The organism is Aeromonas sp. 5HA1, from assembly GCF_029237245.1.
Classification (GTDB): domain Bacteria; phylum Pseudomonadota; class Gammaproteobacteria; order Enterobacterales; family Aeromonadaceae; genus Aeromonas; species Aeromonas salmonicida.
This window is the reverse complement of record NZ_JAACFW010000008.1, coordinates 123,047-140,271: the sequence shown is the minus strand read 5'-3', so window position 1 is coordinate 140,271 and position 17,225 is coordinate 123,047. Positions and strand designations below refer to the sequence as shown.

Genomic DNA, 17,225 nt, shown 5'->3' with positions numbered 1-17,225 from the left:
AAACCGGGCTTAACTGCTTGTCTTGCTAGTGTCTGGGTTGGCATGATGAAAGCCGGAACCGTATGGTTCCTTTTTCATCTGTTGATTGCCCATTTCTGCGAGAGAAAATTAAATATACCCACTCTGATGAGTGGGCAGCGTGAGGATGGACGTCATCGCCACAACACAGGAGAGAAGGGTGATAGCAAGGTTTTGGCTGGGGTTGGGTTGTTTGTTGCTAGCTATGGTTACGCAGGCCGGTGAGGTGTATCAGGGCAAGGTAGGACGTATGCCGGTAGTGATGACCCTTGATACGTCATCAGATGGTACGGTCAGCGGGCGTTATTTCTACCGCAAGTACCGAAAGGATATTCCCCTGTCGGGCAAGTGGGAGGGTAAGACCCTGCAGCTCTCAGAATTGTGGGATAACAGCGAACCCGAAAAGATCGCCATGCTCCTCGAGCGCTCCGGTAATGGTCTTCAGGGAACATGGGTCGGGAAAAAGCCTATTTCTGTGGTATTCAAGGTGGTCGATAGCAGCGCCATTGATATACAGGATCCGGTTCTTGTCAGCTGGCGTCAGCGTGATCTTTATGAACTCATGCGGCTTGAAGGACTCTCACTAAAACCGGGCAAGCGCGAGTCATTCCAAGGTTATGGCTTGCAATGGCTACAAGAGCCGCAAAGCAATATTACGCATTTTCGCATTACGTCAGGTCTACCTACCGAGCAGCTTGGTAGGCTCAATCATGTGCTGGCAGAGCGTCAGTGGAGCGAGGTCGAAGGTTATTTTCAGTGTATGAGTACCCCGATGGGCGGGGAGTTCGACCAGACGGTTACGCCCCGTTTCATCAGTCCTCACCTGCTCAGCGTCAGTATCTTTACCGGTTATTTCTGCGGTGGTGCACACCCTGATTTTAGTGATTTGCCATTGAACATTGATCTTGCCACCGGAGAGATGCTGACACTCGAAGATCTGCTCTGGGTTGGTAGCGGAGCGCCAGTAAAGTTCGACAATCAGTCATATGACCCTGCAGCATCTGAGTACAGGGAGAAGTATCTGGTTCCCTGGATCGTAAACGAGTTTCAGCGGCTCTATCCCAATGAGATGGTTCCCGATCCGGAAGAGTGCAATTACGCGGATCCGTCAGTCTGGGAGTATGCCTCTTGGTATATGACAGAGAAGGGGATAGTGCTGGATCCTTCTTTTCCCCGTGTCGAGCGTAACTGCGAGCTGACCGAGTGGAGCATACTGCCCTGGTCGGTTATCAAGCAGCACCCGGGGCGATTACCGCGGCTGATGCCTTGATGAAAAAAACCGGAACCCTTGGGGTCCGGTTTTTTATGGCTGATCCTTGCCACTGCGGCATGAGAGGCGAGGGCGTTGTGCCTCTTGTCTCAGGTCAGATAAAGGGGAGCATGCGCTGATAGCGACCCGCATACGCCTTGAAGCCCAGCTTTCCAAACAGGGCGATAGAGCGGACGTTATCTGCATCGATATCTGCGGTGAGACAGGTGACTCCCAGCGTGCTGGCGTGGGCGAACAGCAATCGCAGCGCCTCCGACATAAACCCCTTGCGCCAATAAGCCGCATTGAGCAGGCAACCCACTTCGCAGCAGTGGCCCGCCTCACTGAAACTGTGCAGGCTGCAGGTGCCGATCACCTTGTCGCTCTCCCGCTCGACAATCGCCCACTCAAGCGACTCACCCGTTTGCTCCAGCCGCACCACGCTCGCTATCATCTGCGCCACCATGGCGGGAGAGGTAAAGCAGGGATCAGAGGCAAACACCATGGTTAGTGGATTGCCATAAATCTCGAACAGATCGGCAGCATCCTGCGGGCCAATGGTGCGCAACACAACCTGTGTGCCGGTTAAGTCAGACTTCATAAATCTCCTTGGAAGGGGGCGCGAGCCAAGACTCATGAATGATGGGTGTCCTAATTTCTTCTCTATAAAGATAAAGGCCAAGAACCTTGGTAATTCCATACAAGATCTTGATGCTGCTCTATCATGGCTTTAAAAAGCCATACTTCAGTATCTTTCGGCCTAGGCTTTTCAGCCCATCTTTCAATTCCAGATTGACGAGGGCGATTTGCTAAATTAGCACTTTGAGCTTCGGCTGATAAATACCCACCACCTGGCATTCCATACCTCATATTTCGATCATGCAAATTAGCTTCTTGTACAACAATAGAAGTAATCGGCGGTAAGTTTGCCGCATCACACTTTTTGAAAATCTCGGCTAAGGCATCTCTTACCGCTCCACCTCCTTCTCCCAAAGGCACATTCGTATTTTTGCTTACAGTACCGTACGTAACGACTCGCCCAATTGAACTTTGATTACGTAAAAAGTCATAAACCAAATTTGCATTATTATATAGAGACAAGTAAAGATCCTTATTCCTTAAGTATTAGCACATAACGCCCGCTTAAGCGGTGAGCAAGGAAATACGATGTTTCCACACACCACCTAAATCAATAAATTTACCGCAAACTACAAATGCCAAGCGTTGCGAATCCGTCTTAAAACGCTTGTTAAGCATCATTGTTCCAGCACCCTGGACTTTGACTGTCAAAGAAATCGACTATAAAATCACGGCCAAAACTATCGTAAATAATTTCGGCTACTCTACGGCAGTATGTTTGATTGTCTCCAAATTTCGACACAGCTATTCGCCTAACATTCGATGCTCTTATGCGCTCGATAATATGAGCATCATGCTCTCCAAGCCCCCACCCATATATAACCCAACTGCGCCCTGTATCTGGAATCACTTCTCTATATACAGTGTTGAGGTAATGACTGTTTTGGATTGAGCGAACTTTCTGACTAGAAACCCCCTCGCTTACAAACAGAGGAATACACTCGCCTGATTTCCTCTTTTGGTTTTACCTTATCACTGCAGAAACACAGTAATAAGAAAATCAGGATATCCCTATATTGAGCAAGGCGTAGCCACCTCGTTGCGCCATGGCGAGGCCCATATCACTGGCGTTCCGTTCTTTATCTAAAACCGGATCACCACCGAACTCGCACTGCGCTTTGCCTCGCCGTGATATACCGCTTCGATATTATTGCCGTCCGGATCGAGCACAAAGGCGGCGTAGTAGCCGGGGTGATAGACCCGCTCGCCGGGGGCGCCATTGTCCTGGCCGCCGTGGGCCAGCGCGGCCTGATAGAAACGATCCACCATAGCCCTGTCCTGTGCCTGAAAGGCGAGGTGATGGCGGCCGGTTAGTACGCCGAGTGCTGCGGGGCTGTCGACTGAAGTGACAAACAGTTCGTCAGCCCAGAAGTAACCCTCACCCGTGCCACCCAGCGGAATATCAAGAGAGGCCAGAGTGGCCGTGTAAAAGCGCTGGCTGGCGGCAAGATCCTGCACCACCAGCTGGATATGGTCGATAAGACGACCCCGATGCAGTGTTTGTGTTTCCATACACCAACTCTACTCGACATAGTTGGATAAGACGTTGGATTAGTAACCGGTCTATTTGCCGGTTACTCCCGTTTGGCATGGCTACCGCCCCTGAATGACAGCTTCCAGATTGCTGCTTTTAACCAAGGGATGATCGCTGGCAGGGCTCATGGGGGAGACTCCGACGAGGCGAGTGTTGCCAATCGAATATATTAGCGGTGACTGACAGAGGACACCCACCTTGTCAGGTAAGTCTGCTATCGAGATGGTGGGTGTCCCAATTTTTGGCATCTAACGTCCACTTAGTTGAAGCGGGTATTTGGTTCAACTTTTACTCCTAATCGTATAACGCCGCTTTAAGGGGTGAGTGCAGCACAAACCTACTTTCCGCAGACCACTTTCACCACAAAACTCGCCGCATACCAAAAATGCCACGCGGCACGAATCCCTCTTGAACGCTTTGTTATGTGCTTAAATTTAAAGGGATCTCCATTTCAACCAACCCTTTTACTTCAGATGTTCTCACGAATCCTTTGAACTCATACAGATTGATCGCTGGATTTTCACTAAACACACGCAGAACTAGCTTATGGGATTGGCAGTTGAGAGCATGCTCAACAACTAAATCAAGACTCTTAGATCCAATTCCTCGGCCTTGAAACTCAGGCGAAATTTGCAAGTCTCTAAGGAAAGTAGTACCACCACTATAGCTAAAACGCAGCACGCCAACACGGGTTTTATCTAGGTAAACTTCGTAGTTATCTAGTTCTTCCCAACTGTTTAGAAACTGATTGTGATCCCAGATAATCCCACGAGTTTGGTAATAACTTTCCATATTTGTCTTGGTTAAAGACTCTGCAAATAAGGGGTCGCGACATACTTTAAGCTGTACATCCATGCCTTTTCCTCTGGTTGCAAATAACGTTTGGTTAAGGCGTGGGCTTTATCCCGTCCCAGCGAGCGATTTTAACCATTTGTTATGCCTCTTGCGCTCTGGGTCAATGTAATATTTAGCCGTATAAAAAACGCATAAAACCAGTCTTTATGAACAGATGAATCGTTAGTTTCTGTTTATGCATTTTTTACTTCGCCGTTACTATTAACGGTAAGATTTGTTTTGCAGATTTTTGAGTGTGATTCTTTTGATAGTGGTTCTAATATCTGCCAAGCAGAATCTTTAATAAATCCTTGGGGATCTATAGCTTTATTTATAAAATAATGTTGTGCTTCACGTAAGCAGATACCATTAGCCCGCCTTCATAATCAGGGTCTGAGTTTTGCACCAAGTCATCTTCCCAGTCACAAAGCTCACAAATATCGAACGTACCTATAGCAGGTTCATCCAAAGTCTTATAGCCACAGTAAGGGCGGGTATATCTCAACAGTCTCTCCATGATGCATAACCGTGATTAGATGGAGGGCGGTACTAACACATTAATACCGCCTTCTATCTATCTAACTCCACTTCACCTTGATTCAGGGTTTTATAAATAACATTTTAAATCAATGGTTTACCTGCCTACTTCTGAAGCTGAGTGTATTCGCTTGACCTCTTCTTTTTGCACAACCATTACGACTGTATAGAAAATCAGTGTGACCTTGGTCATGGCAAACGCCGGCATGGCTACCGCACTGGATTTCAGCTTCCAGCTTGCTGCGATTGACCAAAGGGACCTGGCTGGAAGGGCTCATGGGGGAGACTCCGACGAGGCGAATGTTGCCAATCGAATATATTAGCGGCGGTAGTGCAGAGGGGAAGGGCAAGATGTCGGATTTCTGTGCAAGATCAATAAATTAATCGATAGGCCAAGGTGAATTGTGGCTAGCCGGGAGGCGGCGGATGACCTCTCCTGACGGATAGCCGTAGAGGATTCGTGGTCATAATAAGCTTGAGTCAGCATAAAACTCTTTGTTATTGTCACCATCACCGGTAAAGGTAGTTTATTTATCTATAAATCAACAAGATAGTGTTCTGTGATGCCGTGGTGGGGGCAGCGCATTCGCTATCGTAAAGGAGTGTTATGACATTGCAGTTCAACGCAATGGCACTGGCCATATTGATCCTCTCCGCCGTCCAGGGCTGCAGCGTCCCTGATTCGTCCGCCACGGCAACCCCATCCGCGCCCGTATTGGCGGTGCATTACGAAAGTGCTCCCCTGATACCCGTCACCATAGCCGGTGAGCAGTACCAGTTTCTGCTCGATACCGGCGCCAGCATCACTGTGATTGATCGTCGCCTTGCCAGTCGATTCAAGGCGCTCAGCTTAAGCGAACTGCCCCGGGCCTATCAGGCCGACTTTGCCAATGTGGCCAGCGTATCGGGTCAAGTGAGCAGTGATCAGCTTGGATTCGTGCAGCCTGTACCCTTCTCGGTGGGGTCGGTCACCATAGATGACAGCGATCTGTGGGGAACCATGGATTTTGAGCTCTTCTCCCAGTCCATCGGTACCCGCATCGATGGTGTACTCGGGATTGATACCATACGGCGCTTCAACTGGGTGTTTGATAACGAGCAGCATCAGATCAGCGCCTCACTGAGGGCGCCGTCGGCAGCCGGGTTCGAGCGTTGTATCGGATATGAAGACAGCTACAACCGCTCACCGGCTATCTACCTGACTCACGGCGAGAGCAGCGTGCGAATGTACCTCGATACCGGGGCCGATCAGAGCTATGTCGATCGGGCTTTTATCGACTTTATGGCCGACAAGCAGGCGCTGCTTGGTGCAGGTGCGAGCCCGCGAAAAGGGGCTGATGCGAGCGGTATGCAGGCGGCAAGTGAACATATCCTCACGGATCTTCACTTTGACGAACGCCCGCTCGGCCAGTTGCGGGTGTCGGAAAATGGCAACGACAAGTATGCCCTTGGCCTGGACTTTGTGAACCGCTTCAAGCGTTTTGCGATCATTCCGGGGCGCATGATGATCTGCTACGACGCAGGCAGCCTGGCGCGGCAATTACCCCCCTTCCTGCGCAATATAGCGGTGCGCTTCGATGGCCAGCATCTGCAGATCTATTACAACGATGAGCAGGCGCTGACCCCCTACGGCCTGAAGAACGGTGATCTCATAGAGCGGGTCAACGGGGTGGCGTATCGCCCCCTCGAGATCGACAAGGTGCGCGAACTGCTCAATATCAGCAAGCCGGGATCGCTCAAGATGCGGGTTATCAGGGAAGGCAAGGCACTGGATATCGCCATCTAATCAATAACGGGGCCGGCAATCTGACGGGCCCCGGGACGGGATTAGCCCTTGGCTGGGATCACTGTGCAGTTGAGCGCCGGCTGGCCGTAACGCTTCAGGCTGGCCTCGTTCCCTTTGGTGAAGAGGCTGAGGTTCTGGCCTTCATAACGGGCGCCACTGGCGCTGGGCACTTCATAGGCGAGCACTTGTTGCTGGCTATCCCCTTCGCTCAGGTTGATCACGGCGGCGGGCAGCTTGGCATCGTTATAGAAGTAGGTGGAGAGGGTGACCTTGTTGCCGCACTGGTAGTCGACCGGTGTCGTGACCATCAGCTGGCCGCCTTTTATCTGCAACTCAGTGATCCGCTGCTGGTAGTTATCTTCCACGCATTGGCGCAGATCCTTGGCCTTCCAGCAGTCGTTGCGACCTTTGATCCAGCCGCGCTGCATGGCTTTCTCCGTTTTGAGCTGTTCGGGGGAGAGGTTTGCGAGCGCTTTGGGATAGAGGGCGGCCAGCTCGTTATCCAGCGCCGCCAGCGCGGCATCCTTGCAGATCAGGGTTTCGGCCGCGCCGGCTGCCTTGGCACAATCAAAGGAAGGGGTAGCGGCACAGGCCAGCAGAGGGGCAAAGAGAAGAGGGCCAAGCAGCAGCTTGTTCATCGGGAAGACTCCAGCAAAAAGAGTGGGATACCCGGCTACTACAGCACACTCTACAGCACAATGCAGCAGGGCCGCCGAGCGCTTTTTGCGCCGGGCGGCCCCGAACGAGGCAAGGGCTTCAGGCCAGCGCCAGTTGCTGGCGGGCGCGCCACAGCCGCTCGTGGAAGAAGAAGACAACTGTGTTGATGGCGGGCTCTATGATGGCCATCACACCGCCGGTGAGCAGTTCGCCGCTCAGCAGGAAGGCGACGGTAAACGCCACGCTGAAGTGTACCAGTGCGAAGCTGCTGGTCTTGGCCTGCAGGCTGTGACTGGGCTTGAACTTGTGCCAGCCCAGATCATGAAAGTAGAAGGCGACCGTGTTGACTGCTGGCTCTATCAGGGCGATCAGGCTGGCGGTCAGCAGCTCACCGGTCAGCAGGTAAGCCACGGTAAAAGCGACACCGAAGTGCAAGATGGCAAAGCTGATGGTCTTTTTCATGATGGTGACTCCCTCTGGTGATGACAGCAGTATCCGCCAGAATCACATTAAATGAAAACTATTCTCATCTAATGGTTGGATAGGGAGAACCTATCAAGGGTGATGGCTCTGCCAGTCGCCCAGTCATGAATATCCCGGCCCGGAATGACAAAAAGCCCCAAAAGGGGCTTTTTGTTTCAAATCTCAGGGCTGGCCTCATGCTTCCGTTTTGCTTAACCATTCTACCTTGTACTTGGCGCCAGCCCCTTGGGCCAGCTTGGCGCACAGGGGGTTGAGAAAGGCTTCTATCTGCTCGTCCAGCATCCAGGGGGGGCTGATAATGAGCATGCCGGAGCCATTCATGCCCCAGTCTGCGGTCTGTTCGGCCACTTCCAGCTCGGCCACCAAGACGTTACCGAAGTTTTCCCGCTTGATGGCGCGCAGCATGTCGCGGGATTTGTCCGCTTCCTGCCCCAGGATCGGATACCAGAGGGCGTAGATGCCGGTCGCCCAGCGCTTCTGTGCCTTTTTCAGGGTATCGACCACGGCGAAGTAATCTTCTTTGAGCTCATAGGGTGGGTCGATCAGCACAAGCCCGCGGCGCGGGGTCGGCGGCAGCAGGGCTACCAGCCCTTCGAAGCCGTCACGGTGGTGCACGACGACTCTGGGGTCATAGCCCATATTGGCGCGCAGGTCTTCCACCTCGTTGTTGTGCAGCTCCATCAGGGCCAGCTTGTCCTGCTCTCGGGCAAGACGGCGTGACAGTTCGGGGGAGCCCGGGTAGTAGTGCAGTTCCCCGCCCTGATTCATCTCGTCGATGACGCCAAGATAGGGTGCCATGGCGGGCCATTGGGCCCGCTCATCCCACAACCGGCCTATGCCATCGGCATACTCGGCCTTCTTCTGGGACCAGTCGCCGCGCAGGTCATAGAGACCGCCGCCGGCATGGGTGTCCAGCACAATGAAGGGCTTATCCTTCTTCTTGAGGGACTCGATGATCAGGGCCTGAACGGCATGTTTCAGGACGTCGGCATGGTTGCCGGCGTGAAAGGCGTGGCGATAACTCAGCATGTCAGATCTCTGAGGGGGCCCTGCTGGGCACCCAGTAACGATAAATAGTTCAACAGATTGCGGCCCTTGCCGCGAAACAGGGTGAGGCCGCGCAGTGTCTGCAGCAGGACCCCTTGTTGCAAGCGTTCCAGCTCCAGCTCATGGGCCAGCATGGCCTGGTACTCCTGCTCATCGAGTCGCGATTTGGCGTTCTGGCGCAGGGCGCGCCAGGGGGCCAGTACCGCTTCTGTCTGTACCAGTGCCGGCTGCAGATCGGTCAAGTCGACGGCTATGCCTGTCTGATCCAGTCGATGCAGCAGCAGGGCCAGGTTGACGTTGCCCCCTTGTGCCTGCACCGTGAGCCAGTCCTGGCTGCGCTCGCCATAGACCTTGCCGCTCCAGTGCCAGAAGCCGATGGGCGTCGGCAATTCGTGTACGGCGACACGCTCGGTCGCTATCAGCGGGTCATCATGCAAGGAAGGTCTGCTCCATGGTTTCCAGCTCTTCAGAGAGGCTCATCCACTCCAGCTCGACACCATGCAGCTCTTCCTTGATGGGCCCCTGGGATTTGAGCAGCTCAGAGAGCTTGTTCTTGGCCGCCTCTTCATAGATGGCGGGGTCGGCCAGTTGCTCTTCCACTGCCGCCAACCGGGTCTGCAATTTCGCCATGCTGGCTTCCAGCTTCTCCAGCTTCTGGCGCAGGGGGCGTGTCTGCTGACGGAATTCCGCCTCGCGCCGCTTCTGATCTTTGCGCGCCAACGCCGAGTTGGCGGAGATGATGCCGTCGCTGGGCTTGGCGTTGGCCTCTTTCTCCTGCTCGCCGAGCCACTTGTGGTAGTCGTCCAGATCGCCGTCGAAGGCTTCGACCCGGCCACCGTGGACCAGATAGAAGTCATCCGTGGTGGTGCGCAGCAGGTGCCGGTCGTGCGAGACCACCACCATGGCGCCCTCGAAGCCTTGCAGCGCCATGGTCAGGGCGTGGCGCATCTCCAGATCCAGGTGGTTGGTCGGTTCATCCAGCAGCAAGAGGTTCGGTTTTTGCCAGGTGACGAGTGCCAGTACCAGCCGTGCCTTTTCGCCGCCGGAGAAGGGAGCCACCTTGTCGAGCGCCTTGTCACCGTGAAAACCAAAACTGCCCAGATAGTTGCGCAGCTCCTGCTCGGACTTGTCCGGCGCGAGGCGGGCCAGGTGATCGAGGGGGGTATCGTCGAGCCGCAGTGTCTCCAGCTGATGCTGGGCGAAGTAGCCGATGCTGACGCCGGCGCTAACTTCCAGCTTGCCCGACAGGTGCGGATTGGTGCCCGACAGCATCTTGATGAAGGTGGACTTGCCGGCGCCGTTGCGACCGAGCAGGCCGATGCGTGAACCCGGCACCAGGTTCATCTTTATCTTCTCCAGGATCACCTTGTCGCCGTAACCGGCGCTGAGGTTCTCCATGGCGATGAGCGGGGTCGGCAGAGCCGATGGCTCGCGAAACTCGAAGCTGAACTCGGAATCGGCGTGGGCGGGAAGAAGTTTCTCCATCCGCTCCATGGCTTTGAGGCGACTCTGGGCCTGACGGGCCTTGGAGGCCTTGTAGCGGAAGCGGTCCACATAGGCCTGCATGTGAGACACCTCCCGCTGCTGCTTCTCGTACATGGACTGCTGCTGGGCCAGCTGCTCGGCACGCTGCAGTTCGAAGTCGGAGTAGCCGCCGGTGTATTCGTTGAGCTTGCCGTTCTCGATATGGATGATGCGGCTGATGACAGAATCGAGGAAGTCGCGGTCGTGCGAAATCAACACGAGTGTGCCCTGATAGCCCTTGAGCCACTTCTCCAGCCAGATGACGGCATCGAGATCCAGGTGGTTGGTCGGTTCATCGAGCAGCAACAGGTCGGAGCGGCAGAGCAGGGCCTGGGCCAGGTTCAGGCGCATGCGCCAGCCACCGGAGAAGCTGCGTACCGGCGAGCCGAGTTGCTCGTCGCCAAAACCCAGACCGTGCAGCAGCTCGGCGGCGCGGGCCCGAATGCTGTAGGCGCCTATGGTATCGAGCTTGCCGTGCAGCTCGGCCACCAGAATGCCGTTGTCATCCAGCTCGGCCTGGGCCAGCTGGGCTTCCAGTGAGCGGAACTCCTTGTCACCGTCGATCACGTAGTCCAGCGCAGAGCAGTCCAGCGCCGGTGTCTCCTGGGCCACACCGGCAATCTGCCAGCCGGCGGGCAGGCTGAAGCTGCCGCTGTCGATGGCCAGCTCGCCCCGTACCAGTGCAAAAAAGGTGGACTTGCCACTGCCATTTTTACCCACCAGGCCCACCTTGTGGCCCGGGTGAATGGTGGCGGAAGCGTTGTCCAGCAGCTTGCGGCCGCCGCGGATCAGTTCGATTTGACTGGCAACTATCATGGGTGGGGTCTGCTTGCTCAAAATGGAGGAGAAAATCTGGCGCGGATCTTACGTGAAATGGCGCAGATTTGCACTTGGGCTAAGGACGGGCGACTGGCTGGCGTGGTAAAAAGATGCCATAACAGAGAAACCAGTCGGGTTACGGGAGGTTAGCATGCTTATCAAGGACATCATGACGACCCGGGTCGCCACTGTTTCCATGGACGATCGGCTCAGTGTCATCAAGGATATCTTCGAGCAGGCCCGCTTTCGCCACCTGCTGGTGCTGGAAGAGGATCAACTGGTGGGAGTCATCTCGGACAGGGATCTGTTCCGCGCCATTAGCCCCTACCTCGACTCCGAGGCCGAGATGAGCCGCGACACCGAGACCCTCAACCGGCGGGCTCACCAGATCATGAGTCGCCAGCCCGTCACCATTGCTTCCCACCTGCCGGTTCGTGACGGCGTCAAGCTGATGCTGAAGAAGGGGGTCTCCTGCCTGCCGGTGCTGGAAAATGGCGCCTTGGTCGGCATCATCAGCTGGAAGGATCTGCTGCGCGCTGCCCTCGAGGATGATGGCTTCTAACCCGCTGTGTCACTTCATGAAAAAGGGCTCTGTGGAGCCCTTTTTGGTGTGATGAAGCCGGTGTTCGCTCGCCCGGGTCAGGGCAAGGGTTCCACCAGCAGGATATGGGAATCCGTCCCGACCACCTTGACCCGGCTGCCGGCGGTGAGCGGCATCTGGCTGCGCACCGTCCAGACGGTGTCATCCAGATGGACCCGGCTCAGCCCCTGCACCACGTCATCCAGCAACACCAGCTCCCGGCCCACATAACCCTGCATCCGTTCATTGATGGGGGCGGCCGCATCACGGCCCGAGCGGTCGCGCTTGTGCTGCCAGCGCCACCAGGCCCAGGTAGTGAGCAGGGATTGCACCGCAAACAACAGCAGCTGCGCCTGCCAGCCGAAGGGCCATAGCAACAGCAGCAGCCCCACTTCCAGCGCGGCTATGCCGGTCCAGAGCAGAAAGCCCACCGACCCCAGCACTTCTATGGCCAAGAGGATGAAACCCAGCCCCAGCCAGTGCCAGTGGGTCAGCCCCTCGAGCAGGGCTGTCATGACTTGTTACCCTTGCCATCTTTGTTGAACATCTCGGCCATGCCGGCTATCGAGCCGATCAGGCTGCCCGCTTCCAGCGGCATCATGATGATCTTGCTGTTGGGGCCTTCGCCGATACGGGCCAGTGCTTCCGTGTACTTCTGGGCCACGAAGTAGTTGATGGCCTGCATATCCCCTTCCGCTATAGCTTTTGAGACCATATGGGTCGCCTTGGCTTCCGCCTCGGCAGCCCGCTCCCGCGCTTCGGCGGCGAGGAAGGCGGCCTGACGCTCACCCTCGGCCTTGAGGATCTGGGACTGCTTCTCCCCCTCGGCTTTGAGGATTTTGGATTGACGCACCCCTTCGGCTTCCAGTACTTCGGCCCGTTTCTGGCGCTCGGCCTTCATCTGGGCGTTCATCGCTTCCACCAGTGCCAGCGGCGGACGGACATCCTTGATCTCGATCCGGGTCACCTTGATGCCCCAGGGGGCGGTGGCGGCATCCATGGTGCGCAGCAGCTTCTCGTTGATGGTGTCGCGCTGGGAGAGCATCTCGTCCAGCTCCATGGCGCCCAGCACTGTCCGCATATTGGTCATGGTGAGATTGCGAATGGCGCTGGTGAGATCGTTGACCTCGTAGGCGGCTTTGCGGGCATCCACCACCTGCACGAAGCTGATGGCGTCTATGGTGACGTTGGCGTTGTCGCGGGAGATCACCTCTTGCGCCGGTATGTCCAGCACCTGCTCCATCATGATGATCTTGTGACCGACTCTATCCACATAGGGGATAAGCAGGTTGAGGCCGGGGGAGAGAGTGCGGGTGTAGCGGCCGAAGCGCTCCACTGTCCAGTTGTAGCCTTGCGGCACTATCTTGATGCCGGCACCCAGGGTGACGATCACCAGGAACACGAAGATCCCTAGCACAATCAATGACTCATTCATTATCTAGCTCCTTATGAAACACATTCACTAGCCTATGGCCTTGCGCCGAGCACCACAAGGATGATCGTCCGCCTTTGTCATCATATGGCTTTGCTAATTACTAAAATGCATTAAAAAGCATTTTTTATTATTTTGAGGGATAAGCAGCCCTGCCTATAGTCGCCCCATATTAGTCGTGTTCCGAGGGATGGGCCGAAATGGATTATTTACCTATGTTTGCCAGGTTGGAAGGCCGCCCCGTCTTGCTGGTAGGCGGGGGCGAGGTGGCCCTGCGCAAGGCTCGTCTGCTGCTGGCAGCAGGCGCAAGGCTGACCCTGGTCTCTCCCGAGATTGAACCCGAATTCGCCGAATTTACCGGCCGTTTTACCCATCTGGTCGAGCGCTTCACCCCGGCGCATCTGGCCGGTCAGCTGCTGGTGGTGGCCGCCACCGACAATCTCGAAGTCAACGCGCTTGTCTATCAGAGTGCCAACCAGCTGGGTCTGTTCGTCAATGTGGTGGATGACCCCAAACGCTCCAGTTTCATCTTTCCCTCCATCATAGATCGCTCGCCCCTGATGGTCGCCGTTTCCAGCGGTGGCAAGGCCCCCGTCCTGGTGCGCCTGTTGCGCGAGCGACTCGAGAGTCTGCTGCCCCGCCACCTGGGGGGGCTCACCGAGCTCTCAGGTCGGGTGCGTGACAAGGCCAAGCAGGTGCTCTCATCCATTTCTGATCGTCGCCGCTTCTGGGAGCGGGCGTTTGCCTCCAACACCCTGGCCGGGCTTATCGAAAAGCAGGATTGGCAGGGTGCCGAAACCTGGCTCAATGACGGGCTCGACAAGGCCCAAAGCGAGGTGGGCGAGGTGGTGCTGGTCGGTGCGGGCCCCGGCGATCCGGGCCTGTTGACCCTCAAGGCGCTGCAACAAATTCAGCAGGCGGAAGTGGTGCTCTATGACCAGCTGGTCTCTCCGGAGATCCTGGATCTGGTGCGCCGTGATGCCACCCAGGTCTCGGTCGGCAAGAAGGCCGGTGCCCACAGCGTGCCCCAGGAAGAGACCAACCGTCTCTTGGTAGAGTACGCCAGGGCCGGTAACCGTGTGGTGCGTCTCAAGGGCGGTGATCCCTTCATGTTTGGCCGTGGCGGCGAGGAGCTGGAGGTGCTGGCGGCAGAGGGGATCCCTTTCTCCGTGGTGCCCGGCATCACGGCCGCCGCTGGCGCCACCGCTTATGCCGGTATCCCGCTTACCCACCGCGACCACGCCCAGAGTGCCGTCTTCATCACGGGCCACTGCCAGAAAGAGGGCAAGGAGCCCGACTGGCAGCAGCTCGCCGTGACCCAGCAAACTCTGGTAATCTACATGGGGCTGATGCGCTCCGAACATATCCAGCAGCAACTGGTGAGCCACGGCCGCAGCAGCCAAACCCCCATCGCCATCATAGAGCGGGGCACCACGGCCCGTCAGCGCGTTCTGACCGGCACCCTGGCTGAGTTGGCTGTACTGGCACAGCAGGCAGTGGGCCCCTCCCTCATCGTCATCGGTGAAGTGGTCTCCCTGCGCAAACAGCTGGCCTGGTTTGGGGAAAAGAGTGGCGAGCAGCTGCGTGCTAACCCAGATCTCGATGGCTGCGACCTCAAGCTGGTGCAGTTGGCCTGACCCAGAAAAACATATTTGATGCGGCTGCCGGTGTGGCCGCGCACTGAACCACCCCGCGCCCTGACCATGTGCGTTAGTAATGACCAGAGGACCAACATGGACCGTGAAAGATTGACTCATCTACAACAACTGGAGGCCGAGAGCATCCATATCATCCGCGAGGTGGCTGCCGAATTTGAAAACCCGGTGATGATGTACTCCATCGGCAAGGACTCCTCCGTCATGCTGCACCTGGCCCGCAAGGCTTTTTATCCGGGCAAGATCCCTTTCCCCTTGCTGCACGTCGACACCGACTGGAAGTTCAAGGAGATGATCACCTTCCGCGACGAGACCGCCAAAAAGTACGGGCTGGATCTCATCGTCCACAAGAACCCGGATGGCCTCGCCATGGGGATCAACCCCTTCGTGCACGGCAGCGGCAAGCACACCGACATCATGAAGACAGAAGGGCTCAAGCAGGCGCTCAACCAGCACGGCTTCGATGCCGCCTTCGGTGGTGCCCGTCGTGACGAGGAGAAGTCCCGTGCCAAGGAGCGGGTCTACTCCTTCCGTGACAAGTCTCACCGCTGGGACCCGAAAAACCAGCGTCCCGAGCTGTGGCGCGTCTACAACAGCCAGGTCAACAAGGGGGAGAGCATTCGGGTGTTCCCGCTCTCCAACTGGACCGAGCTGGATATCTGGCAATACATCTATCTCGAGAACATCGACATAGTGCCGCTCTACTTCGCGGCCGTGCGCCCGGTCGTTGAGCGCAATGGCATCAAGATCATGGTGGATGACGAGCGCATGCCCATCGGCCCTGAAGATGAAGTGAAGCAGGAGCTGGTGCGCTTCCGTACCCTCGGCTGCTACCCGCTGACCGGGGCCATCGAATCCGATGCCACCACGCTGCCGGAGATCATCGAAGAGATGCTGCTCACCACTTCGAGCGAGCGGCAGGGACGGCTGATTGACCACGATCAGGCTGGCTCCATGGAGCAGAAGAAGCGTCAGGGATATTTCTAAGGAATCGCATCATGAACAACCATATTCAGACCGCCATCAGCGAACAGGGCATTGAAGCCTACCTGCACGCCCAGCAGCACAAGAGCCTGCTGCGTTTTCTAACCTGCGGCAGCGTGGACGACGGCAAGAGCACCTTGATCGGTCGCCTGCTGCATGACTCCCAGCAGATCTATGAAGATCAGCTTAAAGCGCTGGAGTCCGACAGTCAGAAGCTTGGTACCACAGGCGAGAAGCTGGATCTGGCGCTGCTGGTGGACGGCCTGCAGGCCGAGCGCGAGCAGGGCATCACCATAGATGTGGCCTACCGCTATTTTTCGACGGCGAAACGCAAATTTATCATCTCGGATACCCCGGGCCACGAGCAGTACACCCGCAACATGGCGACCGGCGCCTCCACCTGCGATCTGGCCATCATCCTGATCGATGCACGCAAGGGCGTGCTGGATCAGACCCGTCGCCACAGCTTTATCGCCAGCCTGCTCGGCATCAAGCAGTTCGTGGTCGCGGTCAACAAGATGGATCTGGTGGAGTTCAGCCAGGAGGTGTTCGAGCGCATCAGTGCCGATTACCGCGAATTCGCCAAAAAACTCAACGTCGACACCATACAGATAGTGCCTGTCTCGGCGCTGGACGGCGACAACGTGGTCAACCCGAGCGACAAGCTGGCCTGGTATCAGGGGGAGACCCTGCTCTCACTGCTTGAGTCCGCCGACGTTGAGCGTGAGCTGGAGCGTCATCCGGTGCGTCTGCCGGTGCAGTACGTGAACCGCCCCAACCTGGATTTTCGCGGCTTTGCGGGTACGCTCGCGGCCGGTATTTTGCGGGTCGGCGACACGCTGGCGGTGCTGCCGTCCGGCAAAGAGAGCACTGTGACCCGCATCGTGACTTTCGACGGGGATCTGGAGTACGCCCTGCCTGGTCAGGCCATCACTGTGACTTTTGCCGATGAAATCGACATCAGCCGCGGCGATTTGCTGGTGGATGCGGCGAAAAAGCCCCAGGTGACCCAGAACGTGCTGGCTCACATCGTCTGGATGGGGGAAGAGTCCCTGCAACCGGGCCGGGTCTATGACGTCAAGCTGGCCACCAAGAAGACCCGTGGTCAGGTGGAGGTCATCCGTCATCGCATCGAAATCAACAAGCTGGACGAGCTGGAGGCGAGCGAACTGCATCTTAACGAAATCGGTCTGTGCGAAGTGAGCCTGACCGACCCTGTGGCATTTGATCCATACACGGATATCCGCGACACCGGCAGCTTCATCCTGATCGACCGGCTGACCAACGTCACCGTCGGGGCGGGCATGATAGTGGAAGGCCTGGCTGCGAAAGCAGTGACTCTTGGTGGCAAAGCGGAGCAATACAGCGAGTTTGAAATCGAGCTCAACGCCCTGGTACGCAAGCACTTCCCGCACTGGCAAGCACTCGCCATCGGCAAGGAGTAACC

17 protein-coding genes are annotated in these 17,225 nt (G+C 56.4%); 6 read left to right on the top strand and 11 right to left on the bottom strand.

What is annotated here, in order from left to right:
* The first annotated feature begins 145 nt into the window (after nt 1-145).
* A complete protein-coding gene (locus GWQ27_RS09600) occupies nt 146-1,288 on the top strand; it encodes a hypothetical protein (protein WP_275907221.1) in 1,143 nt (380 codons plus the stop codon).
* 94 nt (nt 1,289-1,382) lie between these two features.
* On the opposite strand, the gene GWQ27_RS09595 is transcribed toward GWQ27_RS09600, so the two are convergent.
* The 4 genes from GWQ27_RS09595 to GWQ27_RS09575 all read right to left on the bottom strand — a co-directional run bounded on the left by GWQ27_RS09595 (nt 1,383) and on the right by GWQ27_RS09575 (nt 4,295).
* The gene (locus tag GWQ27_RS09595) at nt 1,383-1,868 is read right to left on the bottom strand and encodes a GNAT family N-acetyltransferase (protein WP_275907220.1); all 486 of its coding nucleotides are present in this window, start codon (nt 1,866-1,868) and stop codon (nt 1,383-1,385) included.
* Nucleotides 1,869-1,930: 62 nt separating this feature from the next.
* Complete coding sequence (locus tag GWQ27_RS09590; RefSeq protein ID WP_275907219.1) at nt 1,931-2,368, bottom strand: hypothetical protein; 438 nt, start codon at nt 2,366-2,368, stop codon at nt 1,931-1,933.
* A gap of 621 nt (nt 2,369-2,989) precedes the next feature.
* Nucleotides 2,990-3,418 carry a VOC family protein gene (locus GWQ27_RS09585; protein ID WP_275907218.1) on the bottom strand — a complete coding sequence of 143 codons (429 nt, stop codon included), beginning with the start codon at nt 3,416-3,418 and terminating at the stop codon, nt 2,990-2,992.
* A 442-nt stretch (nt 3,419-3,860) separates the two neighbouring features.
* A complete protein-coding gene (locus GWQ27_RS09575; RefSeq protein ID WP_275907217.1) occupies nt 3,861-4,295 on the bottom strand; it encodes a GNAT family N-acetyltransferase in 435 nt (144 codons plus the stop codon).
* A gap of 1,123 nt (nt 4,296-5,418) precedes the next feature.
* Here GWQ27_RS09575 and GWQ27_RS09570 point away from each other — a divergent pair.
* Nucleotides 5,419-6,597 carry an aspartyl protease family protein gene (locus tag GWQ27_RS09570; RefSeq protein WP_275907216.1) on the top strand — a complete coding sequence of 393 codons (1,179 nt, stop codon included), beginning with the start codon at nt 5,419-5,421 and terminating at the stop codon, nt 6,595-6,597.
* Between the two features lie 41 nt (nt 6,598-6,638).
* On the opposite strand, the gene GWQ27_RS09565 is transcribed toward GWQ27_RS09570, so the two are convergent.
* From GWQ27_RS09565 to GWQ27_RS09545, 5 genes are all read right to left on the bottom strand, one after another.
* Nucleotides 6,639-7,235, bottom strand: a complete 597-nt coding sequence (locus GWQ27_RS09565; protein ID WP_275907215.1) for an MliC family protein — start codon at nt 7,233-7,235, stop codon at nt 6,639-6,641.
* A gap of 118 nt (nt 7,236-7,353) precedes the next feature.
* Entirely contained in the window at nt 7,354-7,716 is a 363-nt protein-coding gene (locus GWQ27_RS09560; RefSeq protein WP_005318745.1) for a DUF2061 domain-containing protein, read from the bottom strand.
* A gap of 195 nt (nt 7,717-7,911) precedes the next feature.
* The gene (gene rlmJ, locus GWQ27_RS09555; RefSeq protein ID WP_271786891.1) at nt 7,912-8,766 is read right to left on the bottom strand and encodes a 23S rRNA (adenine(2030)-N(6))-methyltransferase RlmJ; all 855 of its coding nucleotides are present in this window, start codon (nt 8,764-8,766) and stop codon (nt 7,912-7,914) included.
* Complete coding sequence (locus GWQ27_RS09550) at nt 8,760-9,221, bottom strand: DUF2390 domain-containing protein (RefSeq protein WP_059168304.1); 462 nt, start codon at nt 9,219-9,221, stop codon at nt 8,760-8,762. Before GWQ27_RS09550 ends, rlmJ begins: the two co-directional genes overlap by 7 nt.
* Nucleotides 9,214-11,124: an ABC transporter ATP-binding protein gene (locus tag GWQ27_RS09545; RefSeq protein ID WP_275907214.1), complete on the bottom strand. Its 1,911-nt coding sequence runs from the start codon at nt 11,122-11,124 to the stop codon at nt 9,214-9,216. The genes GWQ27_RS09550 and GWQ27_RS09545 overlap by 8 nt, the downstream gene beginning before the upstream one ends.
* 154 nt (nt 11,125-11,278) lie before the next feature.
* Here GWQ27_RS09545 and GWQ27_RS09540 point away from each other — a divergent pair, with 154 nt between their 5' ends.
* Nucleotides 11,279-11,689: a CBS domain-containing protein gene (locus GWQ27_RS09540; protein ID WP_021140960.1), complete on the top strand. Its 411-nt coding sequence runs from the start codon at nt 11,279-11,281 to the stop codon at nt 11,687-11,689.
* A 77-nt stretch (nt 11,690-11,766) separates the two neighbouring features.
* Here the strand turns inward: GWQ27_RS09540 and GWQ27_RS09535 are convergent, their stop codons facing one another.
* Together GWQ27_RS09535 and GWQ27_RS09530 are read right to left on the bottom strand one after the other, a co-directional pair.
* Nucleotides 11,767-12,222, bottom strand: coding sequence for an NfeD family protein (locus GWQ27_RS09535; RefSeq protein WP_005318764.1), 456 nt, complete (start codon nt 12,220-12,222; stop codon nt 11,767-11,769).
* Nucleotides 12,219-13,142, bottom strand: a complete 924-nt coding sequence (locus GWQ27_RS09530; protein ID WP_005318765.1) for an SPFH domain-containing protein — start codon at nt 13,140-13,142, stop codon at nt 12,219-12,221. The genes GWQ27_RS09535 and GWQ27_RS09530 overlap by 4 nt, the downstream gene beginning before the upstream one ends.
* A 197-nt stretch (nt 13,143-13,339) precedes the next feature.
* On the opposite strand from GWQ27_RS09530, the gene cysG reads away from it, so the two are divergent.
* The 3 genes from cysG (at nt 13,340) to cysN (ending at nt 17,223) form a co-directional block, all read left to right on the top strand.
* The gene (gene cysG, locus GWQ27_RS09525) at nt 13,340-14,776 is read left to right on the top strand and encodes a siroheme synthase CysG (RefSeq protein ID WP_275907213.1); all 1,437 of its coding nucleotides are present in this window, start codon (nt 13,340-13,342) and stop codon (nt 14,774-14,776) included.
* 66 nt (nt 14,777-14,842) lie between these two features.
* A complete protein-coding gene (gene cysD, locus GWQ27_RS09520) occupies nt 14,843-15,781 on the top strand; it encodes a sulfate adenylyltransferase subunit CysD (RefSeq protein WP_275907212.1) in 939 nt (312 codons plus the stop codon).
* Between the two features lie 11 nt (nt 15,782-15,792).
* Nucleotides 15,793-17,223 carry a sulfate adenylyltransferase subunit CysN gene (cysN, locus tag GWQ27_RS09515; protein WP_275907211.1) on the top strand — a complete coding sequence of 477 codons (1,431 nt, stop codon included), beginning with the start codon at nt 15,793-15,795 and terminating at the stop codon, nt 17,221-17,223.
* The last annotated feature ends 2 nt before the right edge of the window (nt 17,224-17,225 follow it).

What these genes read in the sequence shown, in the direction of transcription:
- GWQ27_RS09600 (WP_275907221.1), top strand. Translation starts at nt 146, where the DNA reads ATGGACGTCATCGCCACAACACAGGAGAGAAGGGTGATAGCAAGGTTT.
- GWQ27_RS09595 (WP_275907220.1), bottom strand. Translation starts at nt 1,868, where the DNA reads ATGAAGTCTGACTTAACCGGCACACAGGTTGTGTTGCGCACCATTGGC.
- GWQ27_RS09585 (WP_275907218.1), bottom strand. Translation starts at nt 3,418, where the DNA reads ATGGAAACACAAACACTGCATCGGGGTCGTCTTATCGACCATATCCAG.
- GWQ27_RS09575 (WP_275907217.1), bottom strand. Translation starts at nt 4,295, where the DNA reads ATGGATGTACAGCTTAAAGTATGTCGCGACCCCTTATTTGCAGAGTCT.
- GWQ27_RS09570 (WP_275907216.1), top strand. Translation starts at nt 5,419, where the DNA reads ATGACATTGCAGTTCAACGCAATGGCACTGGCCATATTGATCCTCTCC.
- GWQ27_RS09565 (WP_275907215.1), bottom strand. Translation starts at nt 7,235, where the DNA reads ATGAACAAGCTGCTGCTTGGCCCTCTTCTCTTTGCCCCTCTGCTGGCC.
- GWQ27_RS09560 (WP_005318745.1), bottom strand. Translation starts at nt 7,716, where the DNA reads ATGAAAAAGACCATCAGCTTTGCCATCTTGCACTTCGGTGTCGCTTTT.
- rlmJ (WP_271786891.1), bottom strand. Translation starts at nt 8,766, where the DNA reads ATGCTGAGTTATCGCCACGCCTTTCACGCCGGCAACCATGCCGACGTC.
- GWQ27_RS09545 (WP_275907214.1), bottom strand. Translation starts at nt 11,124, where the DNA reads ATGATAGTTGCCAGTCAAATCGAACTGATCCGCGGCGGCCGCAAGCTG.
- GWQ27_RS09540 (WP_021140960.1), top strand. Translation starts at nt 11,279, where the DNA reads ATGCTTATCAAGGACATCATGACGACCCGGGTCGCCACTGTTTCCATG.
- GWQ27_RS09535 (WP_005318764.1), bottom strand. Translation starts at nt 12,222, where the DNA reads ATGACAGCCCTGCTCGAGGGGCTGACCCACTGGCACTGGCTGGGGCTG.
- GWQ27_RS09530 (WP_005318765.1), bottom strand. Translation starts at nt 13,142, where the DNA reads ATGAATGAGTCATTGATTGTGCTAGGGATCTTCGTGTTCCTGGTGATC.
- cysG (WP_275907213.1), top strand. Translation starts at nt 13,340, where the DNA reads ATGGATTATTTACCTATGTTTGCCAGGTTGGAAGGCCGCCCCGTCTTG.
- cysD (WP_275907212.1), top strand. Translation starts at nt 14,843, where the DNA reads ATGTGCGTTAGTAATGACCAGAGGACCAACATGGACCGTGAAAGATTG.
- cysN (WP_275907211.1), top strand. Translation starts at nt 15,793, where the DNA reads ATGAACAACCATATTCAGACCGCCATCAGCGAACAGGGCATTGAAGCC.